Source organism: Fictibacillus terranigra, assembly GCF_030412265.1.
In the GTDB taxonomy this organism is placed as follows: domain Bacteria; phylum Bacillota; class Bacilli; order Bacillales; family Fictibacillaceae; genus Fictibacillus_C; species Fictibacillus_C terrinigri.
In genome coordinates this window covers 592,939-613,079 of record NZ_JAUHLN010000001.1, presented here as the reverse complement: position 1 = coordinate 613,079, position 20,141 = coordinate 592,939, and the positions used below count along the sequence as shown (strand labels likewise).

General features: G+C 44.7%; 16 protein-coding genes. 5 read left to right on the top strand and 11 right to left on the bottom strand.

Features of this window, described 5'->3' with window-relative positions:
- Genes QYF49_RS02975 through tagD form a run of 3 tightly spaced genes read right to left on the bottom strand, consistent with a single transcriptional unit; the run spans position 1 to position 3,887 of the window.
- Positions 1 to 2,313, bottom strand: coding sequence for a CDP-glycerol glycerophosphotransferase family protein (locus QYF49_RS02975; protein ID WP_290398138.1), 2,313 nt, complete (start codon positions 2,311 to 2,313; stop codon positions 1 to 3).
- Complete coding sequence (locus tag QYF49_RS02970; protein WP_290398137.1) at positions 2,297 to 3,496, bottom strand: CDP-glycerol glycerophosphotransferase family protein; 1,200 nt, start codon at positions 3,494 to 3,496, stop codon at positions 2,297 to 2,299. The genes QYF49_RS02975 and QYF49_RS02970 overlap by 17 nt, the downstream gene beginning before the upstream one ends.
- Complete coding sequence (gene tagD, locus QYF49_RS02965) at positions 3,489 to 3,887, bottom strand: glycerol-3-phosphate cytidylyltransferase (RefSeq protein ID WP_091002799.1); 399 nt, start codon at positions 3,885 to 3,887, stop codon at positions 3,489 to 3,491. Before tagD ends, QYF49_RS02970 begins: the two co-directional genes overlap by 8 nt.
- Positions 3,888 to 4,433: 546 nt before the next feature.
- Here tagD and QYF49_RS02960 point away from each other — a divergent pair.
- Together QYF49_RS02960 and QYF49_RS02955 are read left to right on the top strand one after the other, a co-directional pair.
- Positions 4,434 to 5,186 (top strand): WecB/TagA/CpsF family glycosyltransferase, encoded by a 753-nt coding sequence (locus QYF49_RS02960; RefSeq protein WP_290398136.1) that lies wholly within the window; start codon positions 4,434 to 4,436, stop codon positions 5,184 to 5,186.
- Between the two features lie 263 nt (positions 5,187 to 5,449).
- Complete coding sequence (locus QYF49_RS02955; protein WP_290398135.1) at positions 5,450 to 6,493, top strand: glycosyltransferase family 4 protein; 1,044 nt, start codon at positions 5,450 to 5,452, stop codon at positions 6,491 to 6,493.
- A gap of 147 nt (positions 6,494 to 6,640) precedes the next feature.
- On the opposite strand, the gene QYF49_RS02950 is transcribed toward QYF49_RS02955, so the two are convergent.
- From QYF49_RS02950 to QYF49_RS02925, 6 genes are all read right to left on the bottom strand, one after another.
- The gene (locus QYF49_RS02950; protein ID WP_290398134.1) at positions 6,641 to 7,834 is read right to left on the bottom strand and encodes a DHHW family protein; all 1,194 of its coding nucleotides are present in this window, start codon (positions 7,832 to 7,834) and stop codon (positions 6,641 to 6,643) included.
- A 30-nt stretch (positions 7,835 to 7,864) separates the two neighbouring features.
- Positions 7,865 to 9,289 carry an MBOAT family O-acyltransferase gene (locus tag QYF49_RS02945; protein ID WP_290398133.1) on the bottom strand — a complete coding sequence of 475 codons (1,425 nt, stop codon included), beginning with the start codon at positions 9,287 to 9,289 and terminating at the stop codon, positions 7,865 to 7,867.
- Positions 9,290 to 9,495: 206 nt separating this feature from the next.
- A complete protein-coding gene (locus tag QYF49_RS02940) occupies positions 9,496 to 11,028 on the bottom strand; it encodes a glycosyltransferase family 2 protein (RefSeq protein ID WP_290398132.1) in 1,533 nt (510 codons plus the stop codon).
- 122 nt (positions 11,029 to 11,150) lie between these two features.
- Positions 11,151 to 12,296: a non-hydrolyzing UDP-N-acetylglucosamine 2-epimerase gene (wecB, locus tag QYF49_RS02935; RefSeq protein WP_290398131.1), complete on the bottom strand. Its 1,146-nt coding sequence runs from the start codon at positions 12,294 to 12,296 to the stop codon at positions 11,151 to 11,153.
- Between the two features lie 193 nt (positions 12,297 to 12,489).
- Entirely contained in the window at positions 12,490 to 12,687 is a 198-nt protein-coding gene (locus QYF49_RS02930) for a hypothetical protein (RefSeq protein ID WP_290398130.1), read from the bottom strand.
- A gap of 340 nt (positions 12,688 to 13,027) precedes the next feature.
- Positions 13,028 to 13,342 (bottom strand): SpoIID/LytB domain-containing protein, encoded by a 315-nt coding sequence (locus tag QYF49_RS02925; protein WP_290398129.1) that lies wholly within the window; start codon positions 13,340 to 13,342, stop codon positions 13,028 to 13,030.
- 278 nt (positions 13,343 to 13,620) lie between these two features.
- On the opposite strand from QYF49_RS02925, the gene secA2 reads away from it, so the two are divergent.
- A complete protein-coding gene (gene secA2 / locus QYF49_RS02920) occupies positions 13,621 to 15,999 on the top strand; it encodes an accessory Sec system translocase SecA2 (protein WP_290398128.1) in 2,379 nt (792 codons plus the stop codon).
- Positions 15,999 to 16,904, top strand: a complete 906-nt coding sequence (locus tag QYF49_RS02915) for an accessory Sec system S-layer assembly protein (protein WP_290398127.1) — start codon at positions 15,999 to 16,001, stop codon at positions 16,902 to 16,904. The genes secA2 and QYF49_RS02915 overlap by 1 nt, the downstream gene beginning before the upstream one ends.
- A gap of 40 nt (positions 16,905 to 16,944) precedes the next feature.
- On the opposite strand, the gene QYF49_RS02910 is transcribed toward QYF49_RS02915, so the two are convergent.
- Positions 16,945 to 17,727, bottom strand: coding sequence for a hypothetical protein (locus QYF49_RS02910; RefSeq protein WP_290398126.1), 783 nt, complete (start codon positions 17,725 to 17,727; stop codon positions 16,945 to 16,947).
- Between the two features lie 250 nt (positions 17,728 to 17,977).
- Between QYF49_RS02910 and QYF49_RS02905 the strand changes: the two genes are divergently transcribed.
- The gene (locus QYF49_RS02905; RefSeq protein WP_290398125.1) at positions 17,978 to 18,361 is read left to right on the top strand and encodes a polysaccharide deacetylase family protein; all 384 of its coding nucleotides are present in this window, start codon (positions 17,978 to 17,980) and stop codon (positions 18,359 to 18,361) included.
- Positions 18,362 to 18,439: 78 nt separating this feature from the next.
- Here QYF49_RS02905 and QYF49_RS02900 read toward each other — a convergent pair whose 3' ends face one another.
- Positions 18,440 to 19,915: a C40 family peptidase gene (locus QYF49_RS02900; RefSeq protein ID WP_290398124.1), complete on the bottom strand. Its 1,476-nt coding sequence runs from the start codon at positions 19,913 to 19,915 to the stop codon at positions 18,440 to 18,442.
- Between the last annotated feature and the right edge of the window lie 226 nt (positions 19,916 to 20,141).

Genomic DNA, 20,141 nt, shown 5'->3' with positions numbered 1-20,141 from the left:
TTAGAATACTTTTTGAACGGCTTTGTGAGAAGATTGTCCATTTTCCAAGTAGCAAAATCGTTCATAAAAGTCATCAAAGATCTCTGAATGAATCGTAAATCCGTCTGACTCAAACTTTTCTATAGCTGCAATGACCTCATCTGTTGTTTTCACGAGTGGACCAGGGGCATACTGTTCGAAATCAAAGTAAAAGCCCCTTAGCTTATCACGGTAGGATTCAATGTCATAAACAAAGAAAATCATCGGCCGCTTCAAGTTCGCATAGTCGAAGAACACAGAAGAATAGTCGGTAATCATGACGTCAGATACAAGATAAAGCTCATTGATATCTCCATGATAAGAGAAATCATAAGCAAATCCTTCGTATGGCGACAGGTCAAAGTTTTCCGCCACGAGATAATGCATCCTTAACACTATAACATAATCCTCGCCAAATTTTTCCTTAAGCTGCAGAAGGTCAAGTTCCAGGTCAAATTTATATCTTCCTTTGCCGTAGAACTGATCATCCCGCCATGTTGGTGCATAAAGAATAACCTTTTTATCTTGAGGAAGCTCAAGTTTCTCTTTTAGTTCCTTGATGTCCTCTGGGCTGTTCTTCGTATAGAGCACATCGTTCCTTGGGTAGCCCACTTCCACCACTTCTTTATGGAAATTAAAGGCCCGGCGGAAGATCTCAGTGGAATAGGCATTTGGGGAAAGCAGATAATCCCACTTGCTTGATTCTTTATGGAAGTTGGCTTTGTATTTCTTCGTGTTCGTTCCTGGCATATGGACCTCATCCATATCGGCTGCCAGGCGTTTGAGCGGTGTACCATGCCACGTTTGAAAATACACCGTGTGTTTTGATTTTGGAATCCACAAAGGCATCCGGCTGTTCGTTACCCAATAGTGGGCACGCGCCATTTTAAACAGCCATTTGATGGAGAAACGTTTGGCATAAGGAATGCCGGCATTCTCAAACTTGCCGATATTTCTTCCATCCACACTCCACACAAGCTCAAGGTCAGGACGGTTCACCTTCAAGTATTCGTAGATGCCGCGCGGGTTACAGCTGTACTGTTTACCTAGAAAGCTCTCAAACATCACAAGGTTTTTCTTAACCGGCAGATAGCCCGCCATCCTGAAAGCCGCCATGTAGGCTTTTTTTGTACGTTTGCTCTGTTTCACCTTCGTAAGGGTGCGGCGAACTTTCTTTTTCAGTTCTTGTACAAAGCTGTACTGAACCACTTTAATGACGATCGATCTCGTTTTTTTGCGTGCTGTGAGGGAAACCTTTTTCTTCCCGCTGTCTGTGTTGAGAATAACATGCTTGTTGATTCTGCGTTTAAAGGATATCAGCTGGAGAGGAATCGCCAGGTCTCCTTGGTCAGGTCCAAGGGTATCCTCATCCTCCCATTTAAAGTAGAGACGGAATGTTGAATTTTCATCAGTGCTGCATAGGTCCCTTACATGGAGCTTTACCTTAAAACCAGTTGCTCTGTGTGGCTGCTGATCTTGAAAATACGGGCTCAAGTCGTCTCGTTCAATCGTCTGGTAGGGAATGACACGCTCCTCAATCCCTTCTGGGCCGCCGATCACGAGTGTTTTTTCCAGCACATTATTTTCATAAGGGAAAGGAGAGAAGAAGAACCCTTCAAGGGTCACGTTTCCTCTATTATCAAGCTCCGCCTCTTCCACTTTGATTACAGGACCGCGATCGTGAATCTTGAATGAAAGATTCCCTTTATTTGTCGTATAAGGTGTAATCGCCTGCTTCGTTCGAGGATCCACTGCAGAACCCAATTCTAGAAATGGATGCTTCGTCCTCATCCGGTATTTCTTTTCCAGAATGCCACGCTCTTCGATGGTCTCTTCCGCTTCAGGATCATCTTCACTGTCATTTTCGGTGCTGTTGTCTGTATCAGCGTCGGTTAGGGTCTCCTCTTCCGCTGCTTCACCCTCGTCAAAATCATCTTCAGGTTTCGTATCCGCCTGCTGGGTTTCCTCAAGTGAAACGGATTGCTCTGCATGGATGATAAGATAGACATCCCAAACAAGCCCTTTTACAACTTCAGACTGCTCCAGTCTTGATTCAAGAACGTAATATTGCTCATTCGCCTCTAAAACGGTAAACGGTAACTCCCATTCACGCCCAGACATGCGCTCCACCAATAAAAGGTGTCCAGCTAAAGGCTCCTGGAAGACTGAGTTGTATTTCAAAAGATATTTTATAATAGCAATATCTTGATTCAATTCGATGTTATGAAGAATACACTTTCTTCTTTTAGTAGGTGCAAAACCCTCTTGAACCTGTAAGTTAGCTTCCGCTTGCATTTACGTCTCTCTCTCTTTCTGTTTCAAGAATATATTCAGCCAATAACCGGCTCGAATGTCCGAAGTGATATTGATTCCATATGGCCGAAAATTGCTGAACCTTATTCATGTCATAACCCTTTTCTTTAATAACTTTTATCATCTCACGGGTGTCAAACACAACCGGTCCGGGGACCAGATTTTCATAGTTGTCCCAAAGACCCCTTGTTTTACTGTACTCTTCCAGGTCATACGGATAAAAGATCATCGGCCGGTTTAACAATGAAAATTCATAGGGAATCGAAGAATAATCCGTTATCAAAAGATCAGTAACCAATAAGATTTCATTAATGTCCCAACCCGATGAATAATCGAATACAAAACCGGGATAATGCTTTTCAACGTCAACCTTATCCTTTAGTACTGGGTGACTGCGCAGCAGGATCACATACTCATCCCCAAGCTCCCGCTGAAGCAGGTCAAAATCAAGCTGCAGATCAAACTCCTCCAGGTGATGATCCCGATAAGTCGGAGCGTACAGAATGACCTTTTTATCTTTTAGGATATAGTTTTCCCCGTATAATTTTTCTTTCACTTCACTCGTCCATTTTTTATTAAAAAAAAGATCGGTTCTGGGTACACCGGTCCGTAAAAAGTTGGCGGATGAAAGTTGAAAAGCTTCCTTAAATATATCAGCCATGGCATCCGATCCAACAACAACTTTGTGAAAGTTTTTGTAAACATTTAAAAACCGCTTATGCGCACGCTGGCTTCTAAAGGAGATGGATTTATCCTTCAGTCCAAACGTTTTAATAGCGCCCGCGGCATGCCAAAGCTGTATGCATTCTGTCACTTTCTTAAATTTGGCGGCTGAAAGCAGCCCAAAATAATTATCCACCACAACTACTCTGGAGGTTGCCAGGTGATAGGCCGTCCTTGCCATGCTCATTATCGAATTTTCAAACGGGATGAGTCTGGCACCGGACTGGTAAGGATGCAATTTGGGAATCGCATTTTTCGTCGCCAAAAAAACAATAGGGCTATCCGGCTGCAGCTTCTTCAGCTCTTCATAAAGAAACATGGAGTTGTCTCCAAATGAAACAACAAAGGTCACTTTATTTTTCCGGACTGGAAACAGTTTAAAAAAAGTAAACTGAAGCTTGAAGTAAAACAGATACAGCCAGATAGCAATTTCTTTAACCATTTTTAACAGTAAATAAATCTTTTTTGATCTGAGAAGTGGAAATTCCAATCGTACGCGGCAGATACACCACTTCACAATACTCTTTTAAGAAGTCAAATTTGCCTTCCCAGTCGTCACCCATCACAAAAATATCAATGTTATTATCCACGACATCGGAGATTTTTTGATCCCAAGTCTTTTCCGCAATCACTTCATCCACGTAACGGATCGATTCTAGAATCATCTTGCGGTTTTCAAAGCTGTGGTATGATTTTTTATTTTTGATCGCATTGAACTCATCTGCAGATAATCCAACTGTCAGATGGTCACCAAGATCTTTAGCTCTTCTCAATAAATTGATATGCCCCCAATGAAGCAGGTCAAATGTACCGTAAGTTAATACCTTTTTCATCTTGCAATCCTCTCCTTAATGTTCTAATTATATTTACCCTTCTTCCAATAAATAAATAACAGGTAAATATTTTGTAAATTGTATCGTTGCTTTTCTCTCTCGCTAATAATCTTTTCGTATAAATTTGTTGTTTTGTTAACTTATTGTAAATGTTTTATGAATAAAATAATGGGAATACAAAAGAAAAGCTTCCTTATAGAATAGCGTTAATGCACTGAATCGCAGATGGTCAGCCTGCTATTCAGCTTTATGTTAACGAACTCTTAATATATTTTTTACAAACTTACAAGTTTCATGGTATAATAGCCTGTAACAGATGTTCCCTATCGGAACGTCAATACTTATAATATAATCTTTAAGGTCTTTTTACAAGTTCTTAATAAACAATGGCATTTATTTCTTGATACTGTTCTTTATCGGAATGAATGTATCTCACATTTTAAACAGCTACATAAATGATTTAGGCATTTAGTTGCACATAGGGTGCTGGAGAAACTTCCTATTTCAGAAGCTGTGTAATGATCCAATTGCAAAAAGTGGGGATTAATGATGAATAATACAGTGAACATACTGGGAATCGACTTTTTAAATACAACCATTAACAATTTTATAAATACACTTCATTCTCACCTTGAGGACCGAAAGAAGGCGTTCGTCGTAACGGCGAATCCGGAAGTCGTCATGAAGGCCCGTAAAGAAGAAGACTTTATGTCCGTCATTAAAAACGCGGATTACGTCACAGCTGACGGCATCGGGATCATTAAATCGGCCGGCCTTCTCGGACTTCCTCTTCCGGAACGTGTGACCGGTTTTGATCTGACGCTTCGCCTTTTAAGCCTTGCGAACGAGAAAAACTACAGTGTTTATTTGCTTGGCGGACGGGACAAGGTCATTGAAAAAGCATCTGAAACCATTGAAACGGAATATCCGAACGTTACGATAGCCGGTTACCATCATGGATTCTTTGATCTGAATGATGATAAGATAGCGAGCACGATTGAGCACATCAAACCTGACATCGTCCTTGTTGCATTAGGCGCCGGGCGTCAGGAAGCGTGGATTAACCAGCATCTTTCCCGCTTCGAGCACGGAATTTTCATGGGTGTCGGCGGTACATTCGATGTTCTTGCTGGAGAAGTACAGCGTGCGCCTGAAGTGTGGCAAAGGATGAACCTTGAATGGTTCTACCGTTTAGTGAAGCAGCCATCCCGCTGGAAACGCCAGATTGCACTTCCGCAATTCGCTTTAAAAGTGCTTCAGGTTAAAATGCAGCAGATCGCAAAAGTTCCAGTCCGATAAAAAATTTCATTCAGTAAATCCCTGGCAAGGAAGAGCATTTTGCTTCTTCTTCCGGGGATTTTTTAATTCGCCGTACAGTATTTCCAAAAATTTATATTTTTATACTTGAGAATCTATTTTCTATGGTATAATCCTAGAGACCAAATCGAAAAATTTGACAATATTGATGTATTTTCTGTTTCAACCTACAAGAATCGACAAATCGTTTCGACCCTTTTGTAGGTACACAGCAGAAACATATCTTGAAATTAATGAGGTGTCATATGTTTTACGTTACATTGTTCGTATGTTTTCTAGCATCGATCATACTAACACCTTTAGTTAAAAAAGCCGCTTTCTTTATCGGAGCGGTCGATAGTCCAAACAACCGAAAAGTTCATGCGAAAGTGATGCCTCGAGCGGGCGGACTCGCCATTTTTATCAGCTTTTTAATCGGCTTCTGGGTCCTTCATCCGGAAAGCCCATATACGGTGCCCATCCTTTTGGGATCAGCTATCATTATTATGACCGGATTACTTGATGATATTTATGAATTATCACCCAAAGTAAAGCTTGCGGGGCAAATTGCAGCCGCTCTCTGTGTTGTCGTTTTCGGAGGCATTCAGGTTCATTTCATTAATCTCCCCTTCGACGGACGTCTGGAGCTGGGCTGGTTCAGCATCCCGCTAACGGTGCTGTGGGTTCTTGCCATTACGAATGCGATCAACTTGATCGATGGATTGGACGGGCTTGCCGCCGGGGTTTCTTCTATTGTATTGTTCACGATCGCCGCGATGGCCTTTATCATGGGCAACGTGCTTGTCATGGCAATCGCCGGTGTCGTTTTGGCCGGAACTCTTGGATTCCTGTTCTACAATTTCCATCCCGCTAAAATCTTCATGGGCGATACCGGAGCACTTTTTTTAGGGTTCATCATATCGGTCTTATCACTTCTTGGGTTTAAAAACGTTACGTTGTTTTCTCTTGTGGTGCCGGTGATTATCCTTGGTGTTCCAATCTCTGATACGATCTTCGCGATCATAAGAAGGATTTTGCATAAGCAGCCGTTGTCAGCACCCGACAAATCGCATCTGCATCACTGCTTCCTGCGTTTGGGCTACTCCCACCGCACAACGGTATTGATCATCTATGCGATGAGCGCGGTGTTCGGGATTGCAGCGATCCTCTTCTCAACCTCGACGCTCTGGGGTTCATTGTTCATCATTGCCGTTCTAACTCTGGGCATCGAGCTTGTAGTTGAAGGCGTAGGGCTTGTCGGTCAAAATTACCGGCCTGTACTGAACGCGATCAGAAAACCTAATAAATAGGAAGAAACAAAAATCCCTCTCCTGTTGAAGAGGGATTTTTTGTGTTGTTCGGTAAGCTGCGCATCTTTTTCTCCTGCACAAAAAACCATCCACTCCAGGGAGCTGTCCCCCCGGAATGGATGGTTTACTTTGATAACACTACACCATTTATTGATTTTCACCGCCGCCTGGGTGTTTGAAGTCCACAAAGGCTGGTGTGATATTAATGGAGTTGATGTTATGCACGAACAGAACAGCATCGATATCGTGCTGGTCAATGTACTGATAGACGCTCTTCTGCTTGTAGTGCCTCATATCAATAATTCGTGTCTCGCTAAAGTTGCGGGACAGGAACTGGATCATCGGATTCACATAGGAATCCTTTAGAATGAGCACCTTCGGACCGTTTGGCTTGTTCGGATTCTTGATGACGGCCTCAGAGACGTCTCCAGAGAAGTATGTCTGATAATGGTTAGCGTAAGTGCCTTTTTCCTTAAGCTTGGACATATCATAAAATGAATGGCCGCACGTTTTCCGATAACAGATCGAAATTGGCTTTTCCTTGAACTCTGGCTGTGCGATCGTAATCGTATCGGGTTTGGAAGCATACGATTTGGTTGTTTTCCTTGCATCTGAACCGTAAAATTTTTCTGGAGCCTCTTTCCACGTAAACTGGCTCTTCGGAATCGGCCTGCCTACGCCGGGATGCTGTTTATTCATTTCATCAATGATTTTTTCATAGGCATAATGAGCGGCTTTCGGCTTCCAATGATGGTCCGTATGGAAATACATATTCGGCTCTTGAAGATGAGGCTTTATCGTCGGCCGCAGATCGAGCGCATGAACATCCTTAGAGAAACCATCCATCAGCTTATCTGACAGCTCATTGCCGTGGGCCTCGATGTAATCCGGGAGTTTATTCTCCATGATGGTCGATTTGTTTGGCGGCAATGCAAAGTACACATCTATGTTTTTCTTTTTAAGTGTATGGGCGAAGGAATTGATCTTATGATTTACTTCCTTCGTCTTGTCTTTCGGATGCACCGGATTGATCAGGTAGCCATTTTTTAAAGCATACACATCCCTGATTTCATCCTTCTGCATGATAAATTTATCAACCGAGGCATTGGCTTCAATAAACGCCTGTCTACCCGGGAATTGATCATTAAAATAAGCTTCAAAGGATTTGAAGTATTCCCCTGATAGCAGCCGTTCCACCGTTGCATCTGGCCGCATCTTCAAATCCCTGTTCTCCAATGCTGAAACAGGGTTATCATCCTTCAGCCACGTCCATAATCCAAAGCCGAAGATGAACAGCAGCAAAAAGCCAATAAGAATCATATCCGCTATTTTTTTCTTCATCTCGTGCCCCCGTCTCCCTTCTTATGATTTTTAGAACCGGAAATAGATGAATGGGTTGAACGAATTAGAAACCATATAAATAACAGTCAGTACAAGGATGACGGCATAATAGCTCGTCATTGCGATATCCCGTCCAAAAATACCAATTCCTTGAGAGGTCTCCGCTCTGTCCTCCACCTTGTCCATCAATAGCTTTAAGAACGGCGTTGACCCAATAAGTGCGAGCAGGACCACCATTCCATACTGAGTAAAATAGTAGGAAGCATCTGTGTCCCACAGCCCTGTCCCGTTCAGGCCGAACATGGTTTGAATATAGGAATACGCATAGCTGAACGTTTCAGAACGGAAAAACACCCATCCGATCACTACGATAAAAACGGCATAAATGTGCTGGATAAACCGCGGCACCTTGATCAGCAGCTTGCCAAGGAACGCTTTCTCAAGCATGATGAATGCTCCGTAATAAAGACCCCATGCGATAAAGGTCCAGCTCGCTCCGTGCCAGATGCCCGTTGCCATCCAGACGATGAACAAGTTCCAGTACGTCCTCATCTCCCCTTTTCGATTTCCGCCAAGAGGGATGTACACGTAATCACGGAACCAAGAGCCGAGGGATATATGCCACCGGCGCCAGAACTCGCTGATGGAACGCGAGATATACGGATAGTTGAAGTTTTCAAGAAAATCAAATCCAAACATCTTCGCCAGCCCGATCGCCATATCGGAATATCCCGAGAAATCAAAGTAAATCTGAAGGGAATAGGCGATGATTCCGATCCAGGCAAGGCTGGTTGACATGCTTCCGGGATTCTGTGCGAAAACATGGTCAGCCACATAAGCACAGCCATTCGCCAGAATCATTTTTTTCCCTAACCCCATAATGAACCGCTTCGTCCCATAGGCAAAGCGCTGGAACGTCTCATAACGCTCTTTAAGCTGGTGGGAAATCGTATGGTACCGGACGATCGGGCCTGCGATGAGCTGCGGAAACAGCGCGATATACAGTGCCAGGTCGATCGGGTTTTTCTGTGCTTTTTCTTTATGGTAAACATCGATCACATAGCTTATGGCGTGGAACGTAAAGAAAGAGATTCCCAGCGGCAGCGGAATTTTCGGAATATCAATACTCATTCCAAACAACTCATTAATGTTATCCACAATAAAGTTGGAATACTTGAACACTCCGAGCAGCAGCAAGTTAGCGGCCACCATGACGCCGATGATCCATTTCACCTTCGTTTTTTCCTCACGCTTCGCATCTACGATCAGTGCAAACACATAGTTCATCGCGATGGAGAACAGCATGACAAGTACAAACCGCGGTTCTCCCCAGGCATAAAAAATCAAACTCGCGCCGAGCAAGATCGTGTTCTTAAACGGGCGAGGCGATAGGAAATAAAGCAGCAATACGATTGGCAAGAATAAAAACATAAAGACAGTTGAACTAAAAAGCATACAAAAATCCTTTCGTCTCTTCTTTAATTTTGTAAAAAACATGTAAAAAAGTTGTAAATACCCGCATAAAATCCGGCATAAATCGGCCCTACCCTATACTATTCATCTGAATTCTTCATTTTTTGACAACCGTTTTCCAATTATTTTATTACAACATATTGGAAACAAAAAAAGACAAGAGCCGTCTAAGCCCTTGTCAATCCTGGTTACTCGGTAATTTTCAAACCGATATTATTTGCTTTGGTAGAGTAAAAATTAAACGTACGATCTTTATACACCATTTCATTCTTCAGGATCCGTTTAATATTGATCAGTTCATAATCATTGTATCGGATGAAAACTGTATAGAAAGCTGTTTTCAATTGATTCAGCTTCTTGAATGGGACTCTGAATTCCCCTCTGTTTCCGCTAATCTCGAAATCCACTTGTATTTCATTCCAATAGTTCTTCCTGTCTCTGATCAACACCGTGTTGACGTGATCGACATGGTCGCCATAGATTTCAAAGGTCTGCACGTAGTCCCCATTTTCGGTATAGGAATCGATAGCTCGTGCAAGCATGGGTATACGGATGTGCTGAAACTTGTCGTTGAAGAAAGGAAGCTCATAATACGGGAGTCCGTCTTTTATCACGTATTTCTTGTTCTTTTCTCTTTTCAGCCATGTAAATAACTGGATAAAGTCATCGATTCGGTCCTCCATAAACAGATCAGCGGCGGCACGGTACATTGGAACCTGAAAGGACTCCCTGAAGTCATACCGAAGGTCCTTCGTCGTTTCCATCGCTTCGCGGAGTACGCCAATGAAAGCCTCTTTCTCATCCGATCGCACAAAAACCTGGCTGTCAAACGTCTTAAACATATCAATTTCATAGAGCCTGGTTAACGCGGCTCTCTCTTTTTCAACCGGCAGATTCTGCGCTTTAATATGCTGGATGACCTGCAGATCGCAGCGCCGTTTATCCAGAACAGAGGTTACCTTCGTTAGTGAACCGGGGTTCTCATCGGTCCGGTTGACGTAAAAGACAGGCTTTGTCGTTGTGGAAATGGTATTTACATGAAAAAAAACATCACAGAAAAACTGTTTGTCTTCCCCAAACTTCATATCAGGAAAGCCGATGTCATGCTCTTTAAGCAAGGAGAGCTTTACCGCTCTGGCACGAGGCCCCATATGGTAAAACATGCGGGGAATCTCGTACGGTGTGATGCTCCGTCTTTCTTTGACCGACTCATGCTCGCCAATGATGGTCTCTGAATCCGAGGTGACCTTGATCGTTTTTCCGACTGCATAATCGTCACCCGTTTCCTCAAGGATGTTTACGAGTGTTTCGAGCCCGTCCGGCTCCAGCCAATCGTCTCCGTCTAAAAAAGTAATGTATTTTCCGGTTGCGAGCTCAATTCCTATATTACGCGGAGTTCCAGGTGTTCCTGTGTTTTCCTTCAAGGAAACCACACATATGTTTTTATGCTTAGAGGCATAATGATGAAGAATTTCTTTCGTTCTGTCTGTCGAACAGTCGTCGACAATAATATATTCGATGTCATCGAAGTCCATGGTTTGTTGGATGACTGAATCTACCGTTTTGTGGATAAACGTCTCCACATTGTAAGCTGCGGTAACGACGGTTATTTTCTTTTTGCGGCCGAACCATTTGGCCGGCCTCCTTGAAGGATAATTCACGATTTCGATTTTATCACTCTGAAGAAATTCTCTTGCTGTCTGGCGAAAAGGTGAAGACATACAATCACTCCAAATCCATTTTGAATACATACCGTCTTATTTTCCCCAATGGACTCCTGAATAAAACGCAAAAAGCCTTCATCGGAAATCCATGAAGGCTAAGTGCTGCATCGTGTACTTGATTATGCGTGAAACGAATCCGGACGCTCCGTCCGCATACCATAATGATAGAGGATCGCCTCGACGATCCGGCGTGAAGCCTGTCCGTCTCCGTACGGATTGGACGCTTTGGCCATTTCTTCATACGCACGGCTGTTGGTTAACAGTTCTTTTGTGATCATATAAATATTTTCTTCTTCCGTTCCAGCCAGCCTTAGCGTTCCTGCTCCGATGCCTTCGGGACGTTCTGTGTTGTTGCGGAGAACAAGTACCGGAACACCAAGAGACGGAGCCTCCTCCTGCACTCCGCCGCTGTCTGTCAGAATCAAATGGGCACGTGAGGCGAAGTTATGAAAATCAATAACACCAAGCGGCTCAATCAGGTGAATTCTTTGATCGTTTCCTAAAATTTCATTCGCCAGCTCCTGGACCGCCGGGTTCAAATGGACGGGGTAAACGACCTGTACGTCTGAAAAATCCTCCACCATTCTTTTGATGGCGCGAAAAATATTCCTCATCGGTTCTCCGAGATTTTCCCTGCGGTGAGCCGTAACCAAAATCAGACGGTCATGGCCGATCTTTTCAAGCACCTCGTGAGTGTAAACGTCCTGAATGGTCGTGGATAACGCGTCGATTGCTGTATTACCCGTGACAAAAATGCTGTCTCCCTGCTTGTTCTCATCCAGCAGGTTGCGGGCAGCAGCAGGCGTCGGTGAAAAATGAAGGTCAGCGATCACACCGGTAAGCTGGCGGTTCAGCTCTTCCGGGAACGGGGAATATTTGTTATGTGTACGCAGCCCTGCTTCTACATGTCCAACCGCGATCTGCTGATAGTATGCTGCCAAGCCGGCCACAAATGTCGTCGTTGTATCCCCATGGACGAGGACAAGATCCGGTTTGACATCCTTCAAAATGTTTTCAAGGCCAATGAGCGCCTTGGTCGTTATCTGGCTTAACGTCTGCCGGTCCTGCATAATGTTCAGGTCATAGTCAGGGGTGATGTCGAACGTATCGAGGACCGCATCGAGCATCTGCCTATGCTGGGCAGTCACTGTAACAACAGGCTCTATTTCTTCATGGTATTTTTTCAGCTCCAGGACGAGCGGCGCCATTTTAACCGCTTCGGGCCGTGTACCGAAGATCGTCATTACTTTAATTTTCTTTTTCATATTCATACCTCGCTAAGTACAACTGTGTAGGCTGTATGTATTCATTAATGATTCATGCTACCTTTATTTTACGCTGTAGTCAATGATGCCACAATCTAAATAAAAAAGTTTGTTTTTTTCAGGTTTAGAACAATGGCAGGCGGGGTACATATTTTATATAACCACCACCAACCCCTAACCCCTGAAAAGAGAGTTATCCTTTTGGATAACTCTCTTTTTTTGCTGGTTCATTCTTCACAAGGCGAGGCGTAAAAATAGCCGATTTCATGGCGTCCGCGTTCATCATTTTTCGAAAGTCAGCTCCTGAAATCTCAATAGTTTCATTAAATCCAGTGATTCTTACCTTCGTCGCCCGTGTATATTCCCTTTCCAAAATTTTAATGTCAATCACTTCGCCAATTTAGTAGGAAGCCGCCTTTTTGCTGATCTCATCAAAGCTGAGTTCATACGTCCACCAGTTTTTCGCGAATTTTGACTGGTCATAAGGATCGGGTTTGCCCACTAAGTATGACAACAGATCCGTACTCCAGACGAATCCTGAACCGACCGTGTATCCTCCGGCAGAGGCCGAAAAGTAAGCATTGATCAAACTGCCTTTGTATGTGATAACCTCAACTTTTGTAGCCCCGTTGATGATAGCATTGACATTGGCTCTTCCTGTCCGGCACCTTTATAAACCTGCGAATCGACCGTATCGTAAACATCCCACTTGCCCGCTGGACGAAGAAGCTTCAGCGCATACGTTCTTGCTGCCCCGCTTGTACCTTAATTGCTTCCGGATGCCAGCTTGCACTGATCTCTGACGGTACGACACCCTGGAGATACGTTTCCACGTTCAGACGGCAGATGGCATTCAGACGTTTCTTTTTAGGATCGGCGAAAGACACTTCCAGGACGCCGTTGTAGTTCCTCTTTTTGTGAGACAGATACTTTCCTTTTACAGAAACCGCTTTAAACGGCTGATCGATATATAGTTCATCTCCGCTCGTAAGCTTAAATTCCCCCTCTTCCATGGTCACGATGTGTTGTTTGAGCCAAAGCCCCATAGCCCAACATCGGCTGGCCTAAATGGAACAGGAAGCTATTCCATTCAGGATATGCAGGGGTTTTGCTTCGAAAGCACTGTATCGCGCTCTGCAGCTTTCAAGCCTTCAATCAGGGTTTTTAAGTTTTATCCTAAAATAAGAACACAACTTGGACGATAATAAAGAAGAAGAGAAAACGGTGCCTGGCACCGTCAATGAATTGGAATAGACATCCAATAAATAGTTTTATATGATAGAAATGCCATATATATGCAATTGACAAAGGGAGCAGATTTATTATGCTGGGAATAGTAAAAAAGGTTATGGAAGGATACTCTTCCGCTGATGTCAAACGTTTAAATAAACAAGTACAGCAGATCAATGAGCTGGAAGACCCAATCTCTCGCTTAACGGATGAAGAGCTGCGGCAGAAGACTCAATATTTTAGGGAATTGCTCAACAGCGGAAAGACACTGGACGACATCAAGCTTGAAGCCTTCGCTGTCGTCCGTGAGGCTGGAAAGCGAATCCTCGGGCAGCGCCACTATGACGTTCAGCTTCTTGGCGGACTCGTCCTGCACGAGGGTTCAATCGCAGAAATGCAGACAGGGGAAGGCAAAACACTCGTCGCCTCGCTTCCGAGCTATTTGAACGCTATAGAAGGAAAAGGCGTTCACGTCATTACGGTCAATGAATATCTTGCCGGCCGCGACTTTGAAACGATCGGAAAAATCCACCGTTTTCTTGGCCTTGAAGTCGGCTTGAATACATCGCAAATCTCTAAGGAAGAGAAACAAAAAGCATACTCTGCCGACATTACATACGGAACAGGCAACGAGTTCGGTTTTGACTATCTTCGTGACCATATGGTGCTTCACTCTTCTGAAAAAGTGCAGCGGCCGCTTCACTATGCCATCGTGGATGAGATTGATTCGATTTTGATCGACGAAGCGAGAACACCGCTCATTATCGCGAATAAATCACAGCTATCCGCCGATCTGTTTTATATCACAAATCAGATCGTCTCCCTCTTCAATAGGGACGAGCACTTTGAACTCGTGACCGATACGAAACAGCTCTTTCTTACAGAGAAAGGCGTTCAGACCATCGAACGCTCTTTCGGGATCTCCAATCTGTTTGATGAAGAGCATCAGCTGCTTTTCCATTTTGTCCTTCAATCCCTTCGTGCCCACGCGGTCATGAAACGCGATGTTGATTACATCGTTAAGGACGGCGAAGTGACGCTCGTCGACTCGTTCACCGGGCGGGTCATGGAAGGGCGCAGCTACAGCGACGGCCTTCAGCAGGCGATCGAAGCTAAAGAAGGGCTTGAGATCAAGGATGAGAACGAGACCCAGGCGACCATCACGATCCAGAACTATTTTAGAATCTACTCCAAGCTTTCCGGCATGACAGGTACTGCCTCGACGGAAAAACAGGAGTTTTACAACACGTACCGTTTGAATGTTGTTGAGATCCCTACGAACCGTCCGAGACAGCGCGTAGACCTCCCGGATGTTGTCTACCGCAGCCTTGCTGATAAATTCAAGCGGATCGTAGCTGATATCAAAACTTTTCATGCGACGGAACGCCCGATTCTCGTCGGAACGACTTCCATCGAGCAGTCCGAGCATCTGGCTTCCCTTCTCGACAAGGAGAACCTCCCTTACCTGATTTTGAACGCAAAAAGCGAAGAGCAGGAAGCGCGCATCATCTCGATGGCGGGGCAAAAAGGAGCGATCATGATCGCAACGAACATGGCCGGACGCGGAACTGATATCCTGCTCGGTGAGGGCGTATCCGAACTTGGCGGACTCCATATCATCGGAACGGAACGTCATGAGAGCCGCCGCATCGACAACCAGCTGCGCGGACGTGCCGGACGCCAGGGAGATCCGGGTTCTTCCCAGTTTATCCTGTCTCTTGAGGACGAGCTGTTCAGCAAGATGGATAAAGAAGAAATCGACAAATGGATCAAAAAAGCCGAGACCAACTCCACAGGGGAAGTCATCAAACCCGAACCTCTCAAGTTTGTAAACAAAGTACAGCTTTCCATTGAGGGAATCTTCTACTCGGCACGTGAACACCTGCTGAAGGTGGATAACGTTTCCGATCAGCAGCGCAAGGTCGTTTATGCCCTCCGCAACCGCATCTTGGATGAACCATCCGTCTATCCCCTCATCCAGGAGAGCACGAAGGAATATGCCACGCATGTGGCCGATGCCCATTGTGTGGAGGAATTGCCGTCTGACGACTGGGATCTTAACGGTTTGAGGGCTGATCTTCAAACGATTTTTCCAGAACAAACGCTGACCGAATCCACGTTTAACGACATGGAAAAGGAAGAGATTCAGGAAACCATTGATCGGTTTTTGGCAGAGAGGAATCGTCTGATGAAACGTTTGGCCGAAGAAGGGAATACAGAACGCGATCACGAGGTGAAAGGCTTTATCCTGCGTTCGCTCGATACCCTCTGGCTCCGCCACCTGGAAACGATGAACTTTATAAAAGAAGGCATGCACCTGAAGAGCTACTCTCAGGAAGATCCTTACCGCATGTTTGAAAAAGACGCGTATGATGCGTTCCTCGGCATGCACAGAGAATGGAGCCAAGAAATCACCATCCAGTTTGCGACTGTGGTCCAATACAGCCAAACGGAACTAACCGGAGGACAGTAATGCTATCCTTTTTCAAAAAGAATACAAACCATAAAGATACGAACGAGACACCCGTAGCCGTGGTGGAGCCGGTTCAAGATACCGACGCTGGCCAGGAGCCCGCTGCTGAAGAGGCGGAAACGGAACTTCACATTCATCCGGATTGGGACATTGCCATACAGGAGCGCTATGTGTACCAGTTCCACCATGCACAGCTGCCTAAATTAAAACCAAACCAAATTTCGATCTCAAAAATGGATGTGGCAGCAGATGACGACAGTTTTATGGTGAATGCCTTCATCCGCAACACATTGTCCAAAAGCATCCGATTCGAGGAAGTGACATTGCTTCTTCTTGATGCGGAGGGAACCGCCTTTGCACGCAAAACGTTTGATCTTGAGCTGATGGGCGATCTTCCGGCGGGCGCTTGCCAGCCATGGATTTTCATGTTTTCTGAAGAAGATCTGACCGGAAATGTGTTTCCTGCAGATAATGACTGGAAAATTGCTTTTGAATTGAAGAAGAAAGCACCATCTGAACACCAGCTTATGCTCCATGAAAGCTGGAAGAACAGCTTAAACGATGTGCAGAAGACAAGGCTTTATGAGATGGTCAGTAACCTCCCTCCTCTGACAGCCGGCGAGATCAATTTTATGGGCATCGAAGCCCGTATGGCCGATAACAGTGACCTTTCTGTTACCTTGCTCATCCGTAACGGGAGCGATAAAGACATCAAAGTGGAACAGCTTCCGTTATGCTTTAAAGACGGCAGCGGTGAACTGACAGCCAAAGGAGCCTTCCAGCTGACTGATTTTGAAGTAAAGGCCAACACAAGCAAGCCATGGACCTTTATTTTTCCGGAAGCACTGCTTCTTAACAAAACACCTGATCTTTCAGCATGGAAGGTCTATCCCCCGCAATCCTAAAGAAAAAGAGAAACCCTCGGCGGGTTTCTCTTTTTTCCGTTTATTGGGTCAGAAGCTCGCTTGAGGAAGAGGCAGCCATCTCCGGCTGTGAGATAAGCCGCAGCGCACTGTTTACACTTTTACCAATCTTTTGTCCGGGGATGAGCTCTTTTACCGTCAGCTGACCGTTATTCATAAACGTATACAAAAACCGTTTGCGTTCCAAACCCATAGAAGATGGACGGAAGCCGCTGATCAGTCTTTGGGTGTTCTGCTCGAATAGGAATTCCTCAAGCTTATAGGAAAAACGGGATCCAGAGAACATCATGGAATTCATGGGCAGAATCGGAAGCTTCTGATGCCGCAGTACATGTTCCGGCCGATACAGATCAAGCAGCTGATGGGGATAATCGTCCAGTTTATGCAGGTTTGTGATGCTTTGCAAAGCAGGCAGAATAGAAATCCTTCCATAAAAGGTCGTAACAATCATGCTGCTGTTTTCGACTTCAAAAGTAAATACAATCTCATTATCTATGATTCCGGTATTCCGTCCGATGATGATTACCCGCTCCGGCTCAGACCACAGTGTATTCATGTAGGACCGCAGGGAAACAAGGCCCATGTTCGGACCGATGCGGATGTTCCATCGGTATGCCGCATGCTTCGTGATATATAGCGCTCGAATATTTTTTTTATAAAGAGAAAAGTAATACCGATGGCGGTTTTGATATCCTTTAACCCTCAATCCCAGCAAGGTTTTAAAAGAATGATAGTACCATTCCTCTGTTTGATGAGGAACAATATTACTTTTCCAGTCATGGACTTCAATTGCCCCTGCCTTCATGTTGTTTACCCTTCCTCAAATACGTTTTCCAGTAATATATTAATATGATTTTTCCATTTATTATCCAAAAATAAAGTACTTTATTCCTATTATGGTAACGGATAGGCAAAAAGTCAATGTCTCTCCAACCGAAATTAAAAAATTGGATGATTTAATTTGTTCCATGAAACTTTTTTCAGGAAGCACTGTCTACTCCTTTAAAACCACCAACAGTAAGAAATTCACTCCATTGAGAAAAGGGAGATCAAACATGAAAAAGGGGATATTTTTTCGGTTTGTTTGCTTTTTTGCTGGACATTTCATTCATTCTTCTGACCAACCCGTTAAAGCCACAAAATCGACTGAGGTGTACCGGTCAGGTCCAAATACAAAGAAAACAGCTGCCCTCACCATGGATTACGGACCCGACGGAAAAACAACGGACCAAATTCTCACCATCCTAAAAAAATACCATGTGATAGCGACCTTCTTTGTCGTCGGAAAACAGGTAAAAGCCAATCCTTCGGTCATCAAACGTATCCATAAAGACGGCCATTACATCGGCAACCACACATACACTTATCCTTCCCTTACCAAATCAAGCCGGACCCAATACCTTTGTTACGGTACCCGGATGATTAAACTGAAGAAGTAAAAGAACGCGCCAAAAAGAAGGTGCCAGACACCACGTTTTGACATATGTCAAAAGGCGGTGCCTGGCACCCGATTTGTATCAATATAGCTGTTTGGCACCAAGATAGCGGTCGGTCCAATAGGACAGCCTAAAGTCGCTGACGGTTACTCCGCGTGAACCGCTGTGCACAAAATTACTGTTGCCGATATAGATGCCCGCATGGGAAGGCCCTTTTTTGTACGTTTCAAAGAATACGATATCCCCCACTTTCGGTTTGCTTACTGGTTTTCCAGCACTCCAAATAGATGCAACCGTTCGAGGCAGCTGAACGTTCTGTTTCTTGAACAAGTACACGAGGAAGCCGCTGCAGTCGAAGCCTTCTTCCAAGGTGTCACCGCCCCAAGTATATGGCGTTCCGACAAGCTCAGCCGCATCCCCCACCAGGTTAATGACGCTGAACGGCTTGGCGGCCGTTTCCGGTTTAGCCGGTTCAATCCCCTTCTTTTTCACTTCAGCCGTAATTTTTTCAAGGGTCCTGCTGTCGGCGACCCCGGTAACAGGAAGCTTATAAGCCTTCTGGAAAGACTTGACGCTCGACTCAGTCATCTTTCCAAAGATGTTGTCCATCTTATATGTATAAAAACCAAGAGCTTTTAAGTTGGATTGAAGCTGATAAACCTGAGGCCCTACAGATTTCAAACGAAGTCCTGTGGATGGAGGAGGGGCCTGCTCATCTTTCTTTTTCTTTACTTCGGCACTTAATTTTGCAAGAGTCTTACTGTCTGCTGCTCCTGTGACGGGAAGCTTGTAAGCTTTTTGAAAGGACTTGACGCCTGCCTCGGTCCGTTTTCCGAAAATCCTGTCGAGGCTATAGCTGTAGAAACCAAGATCCTTTAGATTGGACTGAAGCTCATATACTTCCGATCCTACTGAATTCAAACGCAAAGCCCCTGATGCAGGCTTCGGTTTAGCAGATACGGGCATTTGGCCTTTTGCAGGAGCAGTTGATGAGGTCTTAAAGAGTAACAGCTGAGTCCGATCGTCCGCGATTCCTGATACCGTTATCTTCTTTTCCCTCTGATAGGCTTTTACAGCATCTGCAGTAACCCTGCCATAATACCCAGTGATCTTAGGGTATTTAAAGTATTTAAGCTCCTTAAGCTTTCTCTGAAGTCTTTCAACCTCAATCCCCTGTGAACCCTGCTTCAGCGTCTTATAGGCTGCTTCTGCAGTTTTAGGAGTACTCGGAGGTGTTTTGATCCCAGTCGTTTGAGTAATCGCCCGCACCGTCATCTTGCCTGTAATCCCATCGATGACGAGATGGTGCTTTTTCTGGAATTGCTTTACTGCATTTGTCGTGATCGATCCATAATAACCCGTAACATAAGAAGATTTTAAGTAGCCCTGCTGCAAAAGTGCCCGCTGCAGTTCTTTCACATCCGGGTGCTTCATGCCGTTCCTTAACACTTGATCTCCTAATGCTGCCTCTCCTTTGGACGGAAGCAATAGAATAGCCCCCGCACAAGCAGAGGAAATGACCAGAGTTTTGACCGCGTTCGTGCTTCCCTTTTTCAAATGCGTAACCCTCCTTATTCGACCATAAGTGCCATATACTACTAAATATATCGGAAGAAACTATAAGATTACAAGTAAATTTTTTAACTCTTTTGTATATTTGGGCAGAAAGATGTATTTTTTGGTGTGATTTGATAGGGTGCCGAGAGGGTGCCTGGCACCATCTTCACACAAGTGTGTAACGGCGGTGCCTGGCACCCTGTAGGAACATATCTATAAGACTAGT

Coding starts and splice junctions, on each gene's coding strand:
- QYF49_RS02975 (WP_290398138.1), bottom strand. CDS start 2,313: ATGCAAGCGGAAGCTAACTTACAGGTTCAAGAGGGTTTTGCACCTACT.
- wecB (WP_290398131.1), bottom strand. CDS start 12,296: ATGAAAAAGAAAATTAAAGTAATGACGATCTTCGGTACACGGCCCGAA.
- QYF49_RS02925 (WP_290398129.1), bottom strand. CDS start 13,342: ATGGGGCTTTGGCTCAAACAACACATCGTGACCATGGAAGAGGGGGAA.
- QYF49_RS02910 (WP_290398126.1), bottom strand. CDS start 17,727: ATGAAGGCAGGGGCAATTGAAGTCCATGACTGGAAAAGTAATATTGTT.
- QYF49_RS02905 (WP_290398125.1), top strand. CDS start 17,978: ATGAAAAAGGGGATATTTTTTCGGTTTGTTTGCTTTTTTGCTGGACAT.
- QYF49_RS02940 (WP_290398132.1), bottom strand. CDS start 11,028: ATGTCTTCACCTTTTCGCCAGACAGCAAGAGAATTTCTTCAGAGTGAT.
- QYF49_RS02950 (WP_290398134.1), bottom strand. CDS start 7,834: ATGAAGAAAAAAATAGCGGATATGATTCTTATTGGCTTTTTGCTGCTG.
- tagD (WP_091002799.1), bottom strand. CDS start 3,887: ATGAAAAAGGTATTAACTTACGGTACATTTGACCTGCTTCATTGGGGG.
- QYF49_RS02960 (WP_290398136.1), top strand. CDS start 4,434: ATGATGAATAATACAGTGAACATACTGGGAATCGACTTTTTAAATACA.
- QYF49_RS02955 (WP_290398135.1), top strand. CDS start 5,450: ATGTTTTACGTTACATTGTTCGTATGTTTTCTAGCATCGATCATACTA.
- QYF49_RS02915 (WP_290398127.1), top strand. CDS start 15,999: ATGCTATCCTTTTTCAAAAAGAATACAAACCATAAAGATACGAACGAG.
- secA2 (WP_290398128.1), top strand. CDS start 13,621: ATGCTGGGAATAGTAAAAAAGGTTATGGAAGGATACTCTTCCGCTGAT.
- QYF49_RS02970 (WP_290398137.1), bottom strand. CDS start 3,496: ATGGTTAAAGAAATTGCTATCTGGCTGTATCTGTTTTACTTCAAGCTT.
- QYF49_RS02945 (WP_290398133.1), bottom strand. CDS start 9,289: ATGCTTTTTAGTTCAACTGTCTTTATGTTTTTATTCTTGCCAATCGTA.